Raw genomic sequence first — 15,456 nt, 5'->3', positions numbered from 1 at the left:
GTCGGAGGGGAGCGCGGCGGCGCAGGTGGGCTGGGAGAACGTGCGTATCGAGGGGGAGAACCAGGGGGCCGAAGAGGACCTGAGGGGGCTGGAAGTCGAGCTGTTCTACGAGGACGACCTGGAGTTCCAGATCGCCAGCTTCTGAGTATCTGGCGCGAGGGGCCGGGGCGCTCCGCTCTGGCCGACGCCGTCGGGGGACGGCCGTCATCACGAGGGTGGGCTCGTCGTGCCTGGGGGGACGAGCAAGGGACTCGGTAGGAGGGGGAACGGGTCCACCCGGAGGAGCCAGGGTGCGGCGCTCGAGGGGATGTGTGAGGGTCGCGCCCAGGTCCTCCGCCTCCGGAGTCTCCAAGGGCTCCGGAGGCGGGGGACCCCTGCTTCCTGGGATAGGGTGAGGGCTCCTTCTGGATGGGAGTCCTCGAATGCGCTGTCGGAGTTGGGTCGTCCTCGCCTGTGTGCTGCTGGCCGGGTGTGCCACGCCGGGGCGGAGGGGGACGGTGGCCAACGCGCCGCGACTGCTGCCGTGGTCGGAGCAGATCGCCGTGCGCGAGGCCTGGCTGGAGAAGCGCCATGGCCTGCTGCTGGAGATGATGCGGCGCCACGACGTGGGCATGTGGATCATCGTCAACGAGGAGTTCCATGATGATCCGCTCACCGAGTTCGTGGCCCCGCCGCGGCCGTACGCGGGCAACCGGGACATCTTCGTCTTCGTGGACGCGGGGGCGGAGGGGCTCAAGCGGGTGGCGCTGACGGGCTACTCCGAGGCCGCGCTCGAGCGCTTCTTCGAGCTGCCCGCCGAGGGGCGCACGGCGCGCGAGGTGCTGGCGGAGCTGGACGCGCGCTACCAGCCCAAGCGCATCGGCCTGGGCATTGGCGGCCGGCGCGGGGTGACGCGCAGCCTGACGCGCGACGGGTATGCCTTCCTGGTGGAGGCGGTGGGCGCGGAGGCGGAGGCGCGCTTCGTGAGCGCGGCGCCGCTCATCGAGGAGTACCTGGACACGCGGCTGCCGGAGGAGAAGGAGCACTACCGCACGCTGGTGGCGCTGACGGAGGCGGTGGTGAAGGAGGCCTTCTCGCCCGCGGTGGTGACGCCGGGGAAGACGACGGTGGGAGACGTGCGCCGCTGGCTCTACGACAGGCTGTGGGAGCTGGGCGTGGACACCTGGTTCCAGCCGGACCTGCGCGTGCAGCGCAAGGGGATGGCCAACCCCACCTCGCGTGGCTTCCTGGCGCCCTCCTCGGAGGAGCTCGTCATCCAGCGAGGTGATTTGCTCCACGTGGACTTCGGCATCACCTACATGGGGCTCAACTCGGACTGGCAGAAGATGGCGTACGTGCCGCTCGAGGGCGAGACGGACGTGCCCGAGGGGCTGAAGCGGGCGCTGGCGAACACGCATGCGCTGCAGGACGCGTTGATGCTGCGGGCCTCGCGGCCGGGCCGCTCCTCGGCGGACGTGTACGAGCAGACGATGGCGGAGGTGAAGGAGAAGGGCATCGAGGCGATGGTGTACAGCCACCCGCTGGGCAACCAGGGCCACGCGCTGGGGGCGCACATCGACTTCCGCTCGGCCAGCCGCAAGGAGGAGCCCAAGCTGCTGCGCGAGGGCTCGTACATCGCCATCGAGCTGAACACGGCCACCGCGGTGCCCGAGTGGGGCGGGCAGAAGGTGTTCGTGATGATGGAGGACCCCGCGTACCTCACCGCCGAGGGCTGGAGGTTCTTCGTGCCGCGGCAGGAGGCCTTCTACCTCATCGGCGGCGCGGGCTTCACAACCCGAGGAGCACCCCTGCACTGAAGGCCCACATGCGGTGGGCACCCGGGCGGGGCCCGTCCTCGGGCCTGCCCAGGTCCACGCGCACGCCGGCCCGGAAGGACGCGGCGCCCAGGCGCGCGCGGACGAAGGGCTCCAGTGAGAGCTGCGAGTCGTTGCCGTCCCACCGGGCCTCGGTGAGGTGCGGGGAGACGACCTGGGCGCGCACGCCGGGCTCCAGCAGGCCCAGCCCGAGCGAGGCCTCGGCGCTGGCCTGGGCGACGAAGTGCGTGTCCTCCGAGGCGCGGGACAGGGGGACCAGCATGCCGAGGGCCACGTCACCGCGGAGCTGGAAGCCGGGCAGGTCCACACCCGCGGCCAGCGGCAGCACCACGGAGGTGGTGTCGAGCGCCCACAGCCACGGGTCCGCCAGCCCGCGCACGGCGGTGGCGGCGGCGTAGTTGGCGCCCTCGACGCCGGGCTCCGCGTCCTGGAGCGAGTCGTCGCGCATGGCGATGGGGACGGCCACGGCGGCGCCGACGCGGAGGAAGAGGGTGTCGTTCACCGCGGTGCTGACGTGGTGGAGGCCGAGGAGGAGGTTGGACGGGCCGACATGGCTCCACTCGCCGCTGCCCATCGACGTGTAGGGCAGGCCCCAGTCCAGGCGGAGCTGTCCGTGGTCGGACACCTTGAAGCCGGCGGAGAGGGTGGGCGAGAAGTGGCGGGTGGAGACGTTGTTCAGCCTCGGCGCCGACGAGAAGACGAGGGTGGTGCCGAGGAAGTTGTCGGGCTCGCGCACCTGCGCCGTGGCGGCGGTGCTCGCGAGCGCGAGGCAGGTGGCCAGGAGCCACGCGGCGCGAATGCGGGACGAGGTCTTCATGACGGTGTTTCCCGTGAGGCAGGTCCGGCCCACGGCCCCTGTGATTCCTGAAACACCGCTAGCAACGAAGACGGTCACCGCTTCTTCAACGCGCATGCGGATTTTCCGCGCGTCCGTGCACGGGCCGACACCCGTGCGCGGTGCGTCTCATCCTGCGAAAAACCAAGAGCGCGGCGTCCGTCCGGGTCCAGCTCGCGAGCCCGTCCAGACCCGGAGGGGGCCTCATGCGCCTCGCCCGCGGAGAGGCCGAGCAGTGCCTCCGGAAGTCACAAACGGACGTTCCCCCCTCCAAGTGCTTGATGGGGCCAGAGAGGCTGGGCCCCGACGAAGAGGAGGGCACATGGCATGGCGTTCAAGGATTGGTTGAAGAAGGAGATGGGAAGGGTCGCTGACACGGGAAAGCGGACCTGGGCGCAGAACAAGCTCATCCACCACTACCTGATGATGCATCCCCTTCAAGCCATGGCGGACATGCAGATACGTATTCCCGCCATGGCCGAGCAGGACTACCGCACGTTCATCCGACTGCTCGATGCGGGGATGGGGATGGCGCAGGTGAGCGCGCAGTCGCTCATGGCCTCCGGGCAGCAGTCCGGCTCCTGGGGCATCACGACGGAGGATCGGATTGCCCAGGGGATGGCGATGATTCAGTCAGGGCCGTCCGGGCCGAACCCGGGCGCGATGATGGCCCAGGGCCAGGCCATGCGGCTGTTCTGGATCAAGCAGCAGGCGGTGCGCATCCGGAAGGAGGCCGCGGCGCTGCACGGCCTCATGAGTCCGCAGGGGCCCTGAGCGGGGCCTCACCCCAGCTCCGTGGGGACCTCCAGACCGGCGGTCTGGCTCGGTCCCAGGAACGCGGTCAGCAACTCCCGGAGCTCGGCGCCTCCGTTCGCGAGTGAGTAGGGATGCACGCGCCGCTTGGCCAGCGCGGGGAAGAGCTTCTCCACGGTGTCGCCCTGTCCCACGACGAGGGTGGGGCGGCCCAGCACGTCGGCCAGCCCCAGCTCCAGCGCGACGTTGGCGTTGTAGCCCGTCAGATCCACGACCAGGTGGGAAGCCCGGCAGAGCTCCTCCCAGATGGAGAGGTTGATGCGCGGCTCCTGGACGCGATCTCCCCGGATGTACTGGACGCCCCGCCCGCGGCACTCCTGCTCGGTGAGCATCATGGCGTGGGCGGACCAGGGCTCGCGGAAGGGCATGACGTGGAAGCAACGGCGCTCTCCGGGGGAGGGATAGCGCCCCACCCAGGCCGGGAGGATGAGCCGGAGCCTCCCCGCGTGGGAGTGCTCCAGGACCGTCTCCAGGATGCCGCGGGCCTCGAGGGCCCCGGGGTTCCGCTGCTCGCCCAGCAGGCGCAGCCTGTTCAGGGTCCGCCAGTCACCGCTTCCCTGGCGGAGCAACCGGAGCGCGTAGTCCACCGTCGCCTTGATGGAGCTCCGCGCGACGTTGCGCTGCTGGCCGTAGAGCGCTTCATCCAGCGCCTCGGCCAGACGGCCGGTATCGCCACCATCCCCTCGCAGCTGGACGGGAGGGACATCGACATCGAAAGGCAGCCGCTGCCCAAGCGTGGCCACGATGACGACGGGGCGGCCGAGGGCGAATGCCAGTCCGAGCTCGTAGCAGACGGCGGCCAGCTCCGGTCCCGGCCGCGCCGTCAGGTCGAAGAAGGCGATGTTGCTGGCACAGAGCTGATTCCATCTTCCCTGGCCGGAGTCCTGGTTCCCGGCGGAGGAGTAGAGCTTCAGGCCGCGCTCGGCGCAGACTGGCTGGAGCAGCCGGCGCACATCGCCACCGCCCGAGTAGCACACCGTGTTGGGATCTCTCGGCCACGAGGGCGAGCTCCAATAGGGCTGCGCGAGCATGAGATGGGCCCGCATCGCGTAGCCGCGCAAATCCATGGCGAGCTCGCGGAGCACCTCGCGCTCATAGGTGAAGGCCTCGCGGTCATCGCTCATGCGCGGCGCGTGGAGCGCCGAGTCGGCGTGACCCACGCGCACGGCGAGGTTTCTCGCCTCATCGTTGTCCTCGGGCGGCATCCGGGCATCCACCAGTTCCACGGCGAGCTGGCGCCTGAACTCGGCTGTCACCGCCGTGAGGCGCTCGGCGCGTGAACCGGAGTGCGGTGGCGGGCCTGGATGGCTCTCATGCTGGTCCAGGGCGACGATGCGGGCGATGAGCTTGCGCATGTCCCGCTTGGTGCCCTGGGGGTCGTCGGGTGGGGCCTGGAGCCTGTGCTGGATTTCTCCCAATGTGGACTCGAGGACCTGCTGGCGGGTCGCGCTCATCCGCCCCGAGGTCCCGAGTTCTCGGACCTGCTTCAGCAGGTCATCGGCGGCATTCACGAAGGCTGCCCGTTCCGGATCGCTGCCCGCCCCCGGGCGCATGGGGGGAGGCGCACGCTGGGCTGTCCCATGGACGTTGAACAGGAACGGTCCATTCTCCGCGAAGACGTCCCCGCTCGAGTTCAACGCGTAGCGGCCGGGGACGGCGGAGCCGTACGTGAGGATGAGCTTCAAGACCTCCGAGGGGTGGAGCGCCCGTCCGTTGACCACGACGAGACTCTGGCCGCCCGAGGCGTTGAAGGGCAGGGGCCCGCCCAGGCTCAGCCCTGGGGAGATTGGCAGATTGAAGGCGGGGCCTCCCCACGCTCCCCACAGGCCCGAGAGAGGGTCGTACCAGTAATCGCCGCTGCTCAAGCGCGTTCCACAAGCGGCCTCGAAGGTCTGGATGGCCTCCGGAGTGAGTCGTACTCCATTGACGGTGAGAGTCTTCTCGCGAGTCATGAACACACCTCCATGGGGAGGTGGAGTGGCGCACGAAAAATCGTGACAGGGTGGCTGGCCGCCAGGCAGGTAGCCAAAAGTTCGGAGACACATTCGGCCTGGGTGCGCAGCATCCGCCTCATGCGATGCGAGAGGTGCCCTTCCGAGCTTGGGCTGAGCACCTACGACAAGCGACGTCCCTGCTCTGGCTGCCCCAAGGAGCAGCCCCTGTCGATGCCAAGACGGTCACCGCTTCTTCAGTGCGCGGCGGTTCAGGGATTCACGTCCGCCCGCCGATGGAGCCCCCCCCTTGTTCGGGTCGTCGTGGTCGTGGTCGTCGTCTCCAGTGGCCGGCGCCATGGGAAGGTCAGTGCGAGCGCCACTCCCGCCAGGCCCACGACGGAGTAGATGAGGCGCCCCACGGCGCTGGTCTGCTCTCGTGATCCGCCACCGAAAATCGCGTCCACGAGGTTCCAGTTGAAGAAGCCGATCAGGCCCCAATTGATGGCACCAATGATGGCGAGCACGGCCATTCCCTTGGCGAGTGCTGCCTTCAGACTGTCAGCCTGCATCCCTTCCATGGCTTGTCTCCTCGGTTGGAAGTGCTTCGAGCCCAGGCAGTGCGGTGCGCCCAGCCGCGGTCCGGGCTGTCTCATGAACCTATGGAGTGCACGATGCGCGGGCCCGGTTGCCTCCCTGGCCAGCGGGGCTCTGCGGCACACGGCGGCGGCGAGACGCGCCTACCTTTCGCTCGAGAGAGGAGCATGGAAGGCGTGCCAGGAAGCCTGACTGTCAAAGAAGCCCCCGGCTCGGAAGCAAGCCCTGCCGTGGCCAGCGGGAGACGATCCGGCAGGGCGGCGGAGTGGCGGGGGCTCTTCGCGGACTTGAGACACGAGTGGCGCCGCAACAAGCTGAGTGACGCGGCGGCCGCCCTCACGTTCTACGGCGTCCTCGCCCTGTTTCCCTTCCTGCTCCTCATCGTCGCCCTGGCCGGACTCGTCATCCAGCCCTCGCGGGTGGAGGCACTCGTCGGCGCACTGGGCCGCGAGGTTCCCCCGGCCTTCAGCCAGCTCGTCTATGCGCAGCTCGCGCAGCTCACCTCCGGGCCTGGTACGGGAATGCTCACGTTCAGCGCGCTGGCCTCGGTGTGGTCAGCGACCGTGGGGGTGGTGAGCCTCATCACGGCGCTCAATGCCGCCTCCGGTGTGACGGAGAGCCGCCCGCGCTGGAAGGTGCTCGGGATGGCGCTCGGGATGACGCTGGCGGGAGCCGTCCTGGCGCCGCTCGCCGGGCTCATCGCGGTGGCCGCTCCGGCCCTCGCCAGCAGGCTCGGAGAGCCCTGGATGACGCTGGCCGGGTGGCTGAGGTTTCCCTTCGCGACGCTGCTGATGATGAGCTTCTGGGCCATCCTCTACTCCGTGCTTCCGGATACCCGGCGGAGGTTCAAGCTCTTCACGCCCGGCTCCGTGGCGGGGGTGCTCGTCTGGCTCGCCGCCTCGCAGGGCTTCTCCTTCTATGTCTCCCGCTTCAGCACGTTCGGCATCAGCTATGGCGCCCTGGGGGCCATCATCGTCCTGCTGCTGTGGATGTGGATTTCCGCGCTCGCGCTGCTGCTGGGCGCGGAGATCAACGCCGTCCTCGCCCGGAGGCAAAGAATCGGGATGCCACGCTCCCGTGTCCACGCATGACCATGGGGCTCACGCCGCCTCCGTCGCTCCGCGCCCGCTCACGTCCGCCCAGGTGAGGCCGAAGCGCGCGAGGTACTTCTTCAGCCGGTCCGCGTCGTTGACGCTCTTCTTCTGCGTGCGCGACTGCGCGAACAGCACCCGCCCGGCATCCGACAGCGAGCGCGCCGCCCGGCACACGCCCAGCACGTCCGCGAGCTGCACGCGGTCGAACCGGTCCAGCTCTCCGGCCAGGTCCTCCCCCAGAATCTCCGCCACGAGGTCCACCGCCGCCCCGGAGCGCGCGTCCGTCCGAGCCCCCGCCGGCCGCCACTGCTCGCGCAGCCGGGCAATCTCCTCGTCCACCACCTCGCGGGTGATCCGCCCACCCGCGGCGAGCGTGGCCATGCGCAGCACGGCGGCATTCAGGTCGCGGAAGTTGCCGGACCACCGCGCATCCGGTGACGTGGCGAAGCCGAGGAACCGCTCCTGCGCCTCCTTGTTCATGGTGACGCGCGTGCCCATGGCCTCGGACGCCTGGTCCAGCTCGTACTGGAGGTTGGGCGGGATGTCCTCGGGGCGCTCGCGCAGCGCGGGCAGCCGGAAGGTCCACAGGTTGATGCGCGCGAGCAAGTCTTCCCGGAAGCGCCCGCGCTCCACCTCGGCCTGGAGGTCGCGGTTGGTGCCGGCGATGAGCTGGAAGTCGCTCTCCACCTCCTTGTCGGAGCCCACGGGCAGGAAGCGCTTGTCCTCCAGGGCCCGCAGCAGCATGGCCTGCTCGTCCGCGCCCAACTCGCCAATCTCGTCCAGGAACAGCACGCCGCCGTTGGCCTGCCGCAGCAGCCCGGGCCGGTCCTGGAGCGCTCCGGTGAAGGCGCCCTTCACGTGGCCGAAGAGCGCGGACATGGCGCCGTCTCCGCGCAGCGTGGCGCAGTTGAGGTCCACGAACGGGCCAGCCACCCCGCGCCGCGCCTTCTTCAGCGCGTAGATGCGCCGCGCGAGCTGCGACTTGCCCGCGCCCGTGGGGCCGGTGATGAGCAGCGGCGCCTTGGAGTGGACGGCCACCTGCTCGATGCGCTCGATGAGCCGGTTGAAGGCGGGGTTGAGCGTGTCGATGCCGGCCTTGAGGAACGACAGGCCCTCGCGCTGCTCCTGACGGAAGCGCGCGGCCAACGTGTCGTACTGGGACAGGTCCAGGTCGATGAGCGTGTGGGAGCCCGGGCCTCCCCGGTCCCTCCCGGTGCCCGCGGGCGACACCTGCACCAGCTTCCCGGGGATGAACCGGCTCTCCACCAGGAGGAACATGCAGATTTGAGCGATGTGCGTGCCGGTGGTGATGTGGACGAGGTAGTCCTCCTCCTCGGGGTTGAAGGCGTAGCCGCGCACGTAGTCGAGCAGCGCGCCGTACACCTCCTCCAGGTTCCACGGGTCGCGGATGTCCAGCACCGTGGGCCGCACCTCGGTCTCCGGTGACACCTGCTCGATGTCCGCCTTCAGCGTCCCCGCGAGTGACACCGCGCCAGGCGGGTGCAGCAGCTCCAGCCGGTGCACCATCAGGTCCTCCTGCTGGCACAGCGCCACCGTGGGCCGCCACTTCGACCACCGCTGCGGCCCCTGCCCCGTGTCCAGCGTCGTCCCCAGCATCCCCAGGACGACCGTCTTGCGTGCCCGTGTCTTCGCCATGCGGATAGGACTTTATCCCAACGGATAGTCGAAGGCACCCCGCCTGGAGTGGCTTCCCTCGGGAGAAGGGTTGGCACGCCGGCTGCTTTACCTCCCGACGTGCCCGGGACGCAGAGCCCGGGCGGACGACCGAAAAGGTGAAGGACATGAACCGCGACAACGTGAGCTACGAGGTGCTGTCGGACGAGGCGGGTCGCCCCATCAAGGCGTGGACGGTGGGGGTGCCGTTCGAGGACGAGGCGAAGAAGCAGCTGAAGAACCTCCGGGGCCTGCCCTTCATCCACAAGTGGGTCGCGGTGATGCCGGACGTGCACCGCGGCTACGGCGCGACGGTGGGAAGCGTGGTGCCGACGGTGGGCGCGGTGGTGCCGGCGGCGGTGGGCGTGGACATCGGCTGCGGAATGATTGCGGTGCGCACGACGCTGCGCGCGGACCAGCTGCCGGACTCGCTGCGTGGGGTGCGCTCGGCCATCGAGCGGGCGGTGCCGCACGGCCGCACGGACAACGGCGGCCGTAACGACGCGGGCGCGTGGCGCTCGGCCCCCAAGGCGCACCAGGCGGAGTGGGCGCGGCTGATGGAGGGGTACGACCGTATCGTCGCGAAGCACCCGCGCATCGGCCGTGGGCCGGACATCGCGCACCTCGGGACGCTCGGGACGGGAAACCACTTCATCGAGCTGTGCCTGGATGAGTCGGACGGCGTGTGGCTGATGCTGCACTCGGGTTCGCGCGGGGTGGGTAACCGCATCGGAAGCCACTTCATCGAGCTGGCGAAGGAGGACATGCGCCGCTTCTTCATCCACCTGCCGGACCAGGACCTGGCGTACCTGCCGGAGGGAACGGAGCACTTCGACGACTACGTCTTCGCGGTGAGCTGGGCGCAGGACTACGCGGCGACGAACCGGCAGCTGATGCTGCACTCGGTGGTGGAGGCCCTGAAGCTGAGCGGTGAGCTGCCGCCGTTCGAGCTGAAGGACGCGGCGGTGAACTGCCACCACAACTACATCTCCCGCGAGCATCACTTCGGGAAGGACTGCTTCGTGACGCGCAAGGGCGCGGTGCGGGCGCGCGAGGGCGACCTCGGCATCATCCCCGGAAGCATGGGGGCGCGTTCGTACATCGTCCGCGGGAAGGGGAACGCGGACGCCTTCCACTCGTGCAGCCACGGCGCGGGCCGGGTGATGTCGCGTGAGGCGGCGAAGAAGCGCTTCACGCTGGAGGACCACGCGAAGGCGACCGCGGGCGTGGAGTGCCGCAAGGACGCGGACGTCATCGACGAGACGCCGGCCGCGTACAAGCCCATCGACGCGGTGATGGCGGCGCAGGCGGACCTGGTGGAGGTCGTCCACACGCTGAAGCAGGTGGTGTGCGTGAAGGGGTAGGGCGAGGCGGATGAACCGACAACCCGAGGGCCGCATGAGGTGACCATGCCGGGATGAAGACACCGAGGCGCCCGCTTCCCCCTAGAGGCCGAAAGGCCGCCAGAATGGGGGAGGCGGGCGCCGCTATTTTTGAGAGGGTGTCAGGCTGTCCCGGGCGGGTCCGTGGGTCGCGGGGAGCGAGGAGGCTGAACATGGTGCGCATCGATGGTTCCAAGGGAGAGGGCGGCGGCCAGGTGCTGCGCACGGCGCTGGCGCTGTCGCTGGTGACGGGGACGCCGTTCACCATCACGAACATCCGCGCGGGCCGGAAGAAGCCGGGCCTGTTGCGCCAGCACCTGACGGGGGTGAAGGCGGCGGAGGCGGTGGGCGCGGCAGAGGTCTCCGGCGCGGAGCTGGGCTCGCGGGAGCTGACGTTCCGTCCGCGGGCGCTGGCGGCGGGCAACTACCACTTCTCGGTGGGCACGGCGGGCAGCGCGACGCTGGTGTTCCAGACGGTGCTGCCCGCGCTGCTGATGGCGCAGGGGCCGTCCACGCTGATGCTGGAGGGCGGGACGCACAATCCGGCGGCGCCGCCGTTCGACTTCCTCCAGAAGGCGTTCCTGCCGCTGGTGCGGCGGATGGGGCCTTCGGTGGAGGCGACGCTGGAGCGGCCGGGCTTCTTCCCGGCGGGCGGCGGGAAGTTCCGCGTGGACGTGAAGCCGGCGCCGCTGAAGCCGCTGAGCCTGATGGAGCGCGGACGGGTGCTGCGCCGCGAGGTGAAGGCGGTGGTGGCGGCGATTCCTTTCGACGTGGCGAAGCGCGAGCTGGACACGGTGGCGGGCGCGCTGAAGTGGCGGCCGGACGAGTTCCGGACGGAGGAGCTGAAGCGCTCACCGGGACCGGGGAACGTGCTGATGGCGGAGGTGGAGAGCGAGCACGTGACGGAGCTCTTCACCGCGTTCGGTGAGCGCGGCAAGCGCGCGGAGGAGGTAGGCGGCGAGGTGGTGCACGAGGTGAAGCGCTACCTGGACGCGGAGGTGCCGGTGGGCGAGCACCTGTGCGACCAGCTGTTGCTGCTGCTGGCGCTGGCGAAGGGCGGGAGCTTCCGCACGCTGCCGCTGGACGGGCACGCCGAGACGCAGCTGGAGACGATGGCGCACTTCCTGGATGTGAAGGTGCAGGTCCGGGAGGTGGAGCGCGAGGTGCGCGAGGTGGAGGTCCGGGGCTGAGCGCTCCGGGGTTGTGTCGATACCTGACGCTCCCGGCGGTGTGAGGGATTGATCATTTGCGCGGGCTGGGCTCGGATTGCCGGTCAGCGCCAGGGGTCTTCCGCGGCGCGGTTGGGGGAGTTCATGAATCCCGCTGGAGCCCGTTGGCTCGGCGTCTTGATGCTTGGCGGCCTGTGCGCTTGTGAGACCCCGACGCTGGGGACGGGCGACACGCTGCGGCTGTCCTTCCAGTCGGAGCGCCTCTACCCACAACCCGCTCCGGAGACGCCACCCGGGGAGGCCGCGGCCTGTACCGCCGCCGGAGGCGCGGTGGTGGACGTGCGCGCCTGGGGCTCGGATGGCTCCATTCCCGATGACGCCGCGGTGACGCTGTGGCTGGACCCGGCGGGCAGCGCGTCTCTCCATGGGTTCGGCACGTCGTGCGAGGCCCAGCGTCCCTTCAGCGGCATCTGCGTGAAGCTGAACGAGGACGGCGCCGCGCAGGCCTGCGTGCTCCCCGGCGAGGAGACGGGGCAGGTGGGCGTCTACGCGCACTCCGGCACCGTGGAGACGAACAAGACGCTGACCATCTCGGGCCGGGTCCTCACCACGGGCAGCACGCTCACCCTGAGCGTGGCGCCTGGGAGTTCCTCGGTGGCGACTCCGGCGCAGGGCTCCGAGTGCGGAACTCCCGCTCCGGCGCCGTGCTTTCCCGGGCAGCTGCGCAAGGCGCGGGTGCAGGTGTTCGCGGCGCTGCCATCGGGCGGGGCGCCGGTGCCGGATGGGACGCTCGTCTATCTGAGTGCCACGGCGGGGTGGCTCGCGCGGCCGGGGCAGTGCCTGGAGGCGTATCAGGATGCGGCGTCGGCGCTCTCGTTCGTCGCGCTGGAGGACGGCGCGGCCTCGCTGGAGTGGTGCTTCGGGGACATCGGCGCCACGGCGACGCTCACGGCGACGTCGGGCCCGGTGACGCAGACGAGCCAGCTCGTGGTGCCGCCCGTGCCTGCCAGCGTGCAGCTCATTCCGAGCCTGTCCGAGGTAGCCGCCGGAGGCACGGTGGCCTTCACGGCGACGCTGCTGGGTTGTGACGGGCAGGGCATTTCGGGAGCGCCCATCATCTTCTCGGCTCGGCAGGGGCAGGCCGAGTTCGCCAGCAGCGCGCCGGCAGAGACGTCGAAGTACGGGGTGGCGACCGTGAGTGGCACGCTTCAGACGCCCGCGGTCATCGTCGCCACCGTGGCCCAGGCCCCGAATCTCACCTGCTCCGCGACGGTGGGGGTGCGGCCGTGAGGGGCAGCACTCTGACGGGACTGTTGCTCCGCGAAGGTGGAGGTGAGGCTGTGAGCGGCGTAGCTCCGGCGGGGCTCCTGCTCCGCGCTGTCGCGAGAACGACGGTGAGAAGCATGGCTCGTGCGGAGCGGGTGCTTCGCGACGGTGTCGGTGCGACCGTGAGGGGCGTGGCCCTGGCGGGGCTCGTGGTCGTGCTGTCCGCATGCGGGCACGGCAACGCGGCGAGGAAGGCTGGAGGTCAGGACGGAGCGGCCGCGGAAGCACCGGCGACGCCGGACCAGGCTCTCGTCCAGGAGACCGTCGACCGTCGCACGCCGCGGCTGTCCTGGGTCTTCGATGACAGGCTCGGTCTGCTCTCGGCCTCGGAGATTGGCATCGTCAGGGAAGGGGACACCGTCACCCTCACCGTGGACACGCGGCAGCGGTTCAGCGGCTCGGTGCGTACCACGGGCTCCGAGGCCGAGCTGAACGGGCAGCTCTTCTTCCCCACCACGACTTCGGCGGGAGGACTCCCTCGGGTCTCCATCCCTCCGAGCCTCGCGCACTTCTACGTGTCGCTGAATGGCGCGCGGCCCTTCATGCTGCCGCGCGAGTGCGCCAGTGATGAAACACTGGCGGAGCCCCCCGCCGACGCGCTCGCCTGTCAGGCGGATGTCGAGCGCAGCCGCAGCCTCGCCTTCCGTCACAGCGCCGAGTACCCGACGGTCTACGTGTGTCCTCCCGGGCCGGGCGCGGTCCTCATTCCCTCCGGCGCGGACTCGGCGCAGTGGAGCCTGTTCCGGTGGGACCTCGGGCAGAGGGCGTTCGTCTGCGTGCGGAGCTGGGAGGTGGTGGCGGACCGTGCCGCGGACGTGGACGCGGTGACGCTGGTGGTGACCACGGATGGCACGCCCAGGGAGATCGGGGCCGTCAACAACAACGGTGTGTGGCGGCTGAGCACGACGCTGGCGGAGGGCTTCACCTCGCTGGAGCTGCGGGTCAAGTACGAGAATGGTCAGCTCAATCAGCGAGGGCTCGGCGCGTTCGAAGTCACGACGGTGAATGACCACTCGCTGATCCGCGTGCAGCCCGAGCTGCTCACGACGCGCTCGTTCCGCGCGGTGAACCTGGCGATTGCCGTGACGCCCGTGTCCGAGCGCTTCTTCGACAAGGGACCGTGGCAGGACGGGTTCCTGCTCAACGGGCTGAGCCCGAGCCTCGTGGTCCGCTTCTCCGGCGAGAACGCCACCCTGGTCCAGTTCGGGCTGGCGGCGTCGCTGTTCCTCAACCGCGCGATGAGCATCAATGGAGGACTGCTGTTCGGTTCGTCGGACCCGAATCGTCCGTGGGATCCGGTGAAGAACCTCTTCATCGGCGTCGCCCTCGACCCCGTGCTGATGACGGAACTGGGATTGGGCGGGACCGGTGACAAGAAGAAGGGTGAGTGAGCCATGCCATACGTCTGTGTCAGCGACTGGGGAACGAACGGCGACGGCGTCCTGATGCAGGTCTATCCGGTCCAGTCGGTCCGGAACGGATACCTGAATCGGAAGCTCCCGGCGTGTGTCGGCCCGCTCTCGGGAGGAGATCCGGGAGCGATTGCCGCGGGTCTCAACGACGCTGGCGGCCGTGCGCACGTGGTCGCCTCGTGCGGTGACTGCAAGCATGACAACGCCGTGGTCGGGAACGCGGCGGTTGCGGCCTCCGTGAAGGCCGCGGTGCTGCACGCCTTCAGTGGAGTGGCTTCCGCCATCGAAGACGCGCTGCTCGCGGCGGCGGAGCGGCTCCCGGAGCCCGCGAGAAAGGTGGCTGCCAAGAGGAAGGCCGCGAGGAAGAAGGTGGCGGCGAAGAAGGCCACCGCGAGGAGAGGTGAGGGTTCGAAAGCCGCGGCCAGGAAAGGCACCGCGAAGAAGGCCACGGCGAAGAGGCCCACCGCGAAGAAGGGCACCGTACGCAAGGCCGTGGGAACAAGGCGCACGGCGGAGAAGGCCACCGCGAAGAAGACCGGGGAGAGCGGGCCCACCGCGAAGAAGACCATCGCCAGGAAGGCTTCGACCAAGAGGCCCACCGCGAAGAAGGGGACCGCCAAGAGGGCTTCGACCAAGAGGCCCACCGTGAAGAAGGCCACGGCCAGGAAGACCGCGGGTAGGTAATCCACGGGAAAGGGGCACCAAGAGCCCCAGGTTAAAAGGCGCGGCAAGACGTCTTCGACGAAGAGGCGGCGCCGGGCAGGGGCGTCATGGGAAGCAGCAGCCAGGCGGAAACGCCATGGCCCTGCTTCACGAGGGGCCGACGCTGTGTCGCCTTCCCTCGCGTACACTGTGCCTTCATGCACAGCGCGTTTTCCTCCCTCCGTCTCCTGCTTCTCCCCGCCCTCCTGGCCGCCGCCGGCTGCTCCCGAGGGGGCGGCGGCGGTGAGCTGCAAGCGGACGTGGCGGCGCACTGCGGAGAGCTGCAGCTCAACGTCGAGCGGATGGCCAAGAGCTATCGCGAGGGGCGCAACCAGTTCCCGCTGCTGGGCGGTGAGCTCGACGGGAACCTGCTCACCCGGCTCTACGCCGAGGCGAGCTGGTGCGCCAAGGTCCGGTCCGCGGACCAGAAGGCCTTGATGGCGCTCACGCAGGAGTTGTCCATCGTCATGGATGACATCAACCTCAAGGCTCCGCTCGCCGCGAAGGGCAAGGCCCTGGCCGACGCCTGGTCCGCCCCGAACGAGAGCGCCGCACGAGCCGAGGTCGCCACGAAGCTGGACCGCATCGCGGCCATCATCCGCGAAATCAACCAGCGTCCGCTCAAGCGCTGAGGCCCGAGCCCCTGCGCGGAACGGTCGCCGCCGTTATCGTCCCTTCGCCATGAGCACTCCCGCGCCCACCCAGAC

General features: G+C 69.7%; 13 protein-coding genes. 9 read left to right on the top strand and 4 right to left on the bottom strand.

The genetic code is table 11. From position 1 onward, the window contains the following. Nucleotides 1–422 precede the first annotated feature (422 nt). Complete coding sequence (locus HG543_RS41165; protein ID WP_169350410.1) at nt 423–1,796, top strand: M24 family metallopeptidase; 1,374 nt, start codon at nt 423–425, stop codon at nt 1,794–1,796. Here HG543_RS41165 and HG543_RS41160 read toward each other — a convergent pair. Further along, a complete protein-coding gene (locus tag HG543_RS41160) occupies nt 1,768–2,631 on the bottom strand; it encodes a hypothetical protein (RefSeq protein ID WP_169350409.1) in 864 nt (287 codons plus the stop codon). The genes HG543_RS41165 and HG543_RS41160 overlap by 29 nt on opposite strands. Before the next feature lie 345 nt (nt 2,632–2,976). On the opposite strand from HG543_RS41160, the gene HG543_RS41155 reads away from it, so the two are divergent. Continuing rightward, on the top strand, nt 2,977–3,423 hold the full coding sequence (locus HG543_RS41155) for a hypothetical protein (RefSeq protein WP_169350408.1): 447 nt from the start codon (nt 2,977–2,979) through the stop codon (nt 3,421–3,423). Nucleotides 3,424–3,431: 8 nt separating this feature from the next. Here HG543_RS41155 and HG543_RS41150 read toward each other — a convergent pair whose 3' ends face one another. Together HG543_RS41150 and HG543_RS41145 are read right to left on the bottom strand one after the other, a co-directional pair. Next, a complete protein-coding gene (locus HG543_RS41150) occupies nt 3,432–5,414 on the bottom strand; it encodes a hypothetical protein (RefSeq protein WP_169350407.1) in 1,983 nt (660 codons plus the stop codon). A 251-nt stretch (nt 5,415–5,665) separates the two neighbouring features. After that, entirely contained in the window at nt 5,666–5,974 is a 309-nt protein-coding gene (locus HG543_RS41145; protein ID WP_169350406.1) for a DUF378 domain-containing protein, read from the bottom strand. Nucleotides 5,975–6,277: 303 nt separating this feature from the next. Here HG543_RS41145 and HG543_RS41140 point away from each other — a divergent pair, with 303 nt between their 5' ends. Continuing rightward, entirely contained in the window at nt 6,278–7,081 is an 804-nt protein-coding gene (locus HG543_RS41140; protein WP_246357658.1) for a YihY/virulence factor BrkB family protein, read from the top strand. 9 nt (nt 7,082–7,090) lie between these two features. Here HG543_RS41140 and rtcR read toward each other — a convergent pair whose 3' ends face one another. Continuing rightward, nucleotides 7,091–8,740, bottom strand: a complete 1,650-nt coding sequence (gene rtcR / locus HG543_RS41135; RefSeq protein WP_169350404.1) for an RNA repair transcriptional activator RtcR — start codon at nt 8,738–8,740, stop codon at nt 7,091–7,093. A 146-nt stretch (nt 8,741–8,886) separates the two neighbouring features. Here rtcR and HG543_RS41130 point away from each other — a divergent pair, with 146 nt between their 5' ends. The 6 genes from HG543_RS41130 to HG543_RS41105 all read left to right on the top strand — a co-directional run bounded on the left by HG543_RS41130 (nt 8,887) and on the right by HG543_RS41105 (nt 15,381). Next, nucleotides 8,887–10,122 (top strand): RtcB family protein, encoded by a 1,236-nt coding sequence (locus HG543_RS41130; protein ID WP_169350403.1) that lies wholly within the window; start codon nt 8,887–8,889, stop codon nt 10,120–10,122. Between the two features lie 191 nt (nt 10,123–10,313). Continuing rightward, nucleotides 10,314–11,330: an RNA 3'-terminal phosphate cyclase gene (gene rtcA, locus HG543_RS41125; protein WP_169350402.1), complete on the top strand. Its 1,017-nt coding sequence runs from the start codon at nt 10,314–10,316 to the stop codon at nt 11,328–11,330. Nucleotides 11,331–11,453: 123 nt separating this feature from the next. Continuing rightward, on the top strand, nt 11,454–12,599 hold the full coding sequence (locus HG543_RS41120) for a hypothetical protein (RefSeq protein WP_169350401.1): 1,146 nt from the start codon (nt 11,454–11,456) through the stop codon (nt 12,597–12,599). Between the two features lie 113 nt (nt 12,600–12,712). Continuing rightward, nucleotides 12,713–14,026: a hypothetical protein gene (locus HG543_RS41115; RefSeq protein WP_169350400.1), complete on the top strand. Its 1,314-nt coding sequence runs from the start codon at nt 12,713–12,715 to the stop codon at nt 14,024–14,026. A gap of 3 nt (nt 14,027–14,029) precedes the next feature. Continuing rightward, complete coding sequence (locus HG543_RS41110) at nt 14,030–14,731, top strand: histone H1-like repetitive region-containing protein (RefSeq protein WP_169350399.1); 702 nt, start codon at nt 14,030–14,032, stop codon at nt 14,729–14,731. Between the two features lie 278 nt (nt 14,732–15,009). After that, nucleotides 15,010–15,381, top strand: a complete 372-nt coding sequence (locus HG543_RS41105) for a hypothetical protein (RefSeq protein WP_169350398.1) — start codon at nt 15,010–15,012, stop codon at nt 15,379–15,381. Nucleotides 15,382–15,456 lie beyond the last annotated feature (75 nt).

This window comes from Pyxidicoccus fallax, from assembly GCF_012933655.1.
Classification (GTDB): Bacteria; Myxococcota; Myxococcia; order Myxococcales; family Myxococcaceae; genus Myxococcus; species Myxococcus fallax.
Note: the sequence above shows the minus strand (reverse complement) of the source record. Positions and strands in the feature narration are given on the sequence as shown.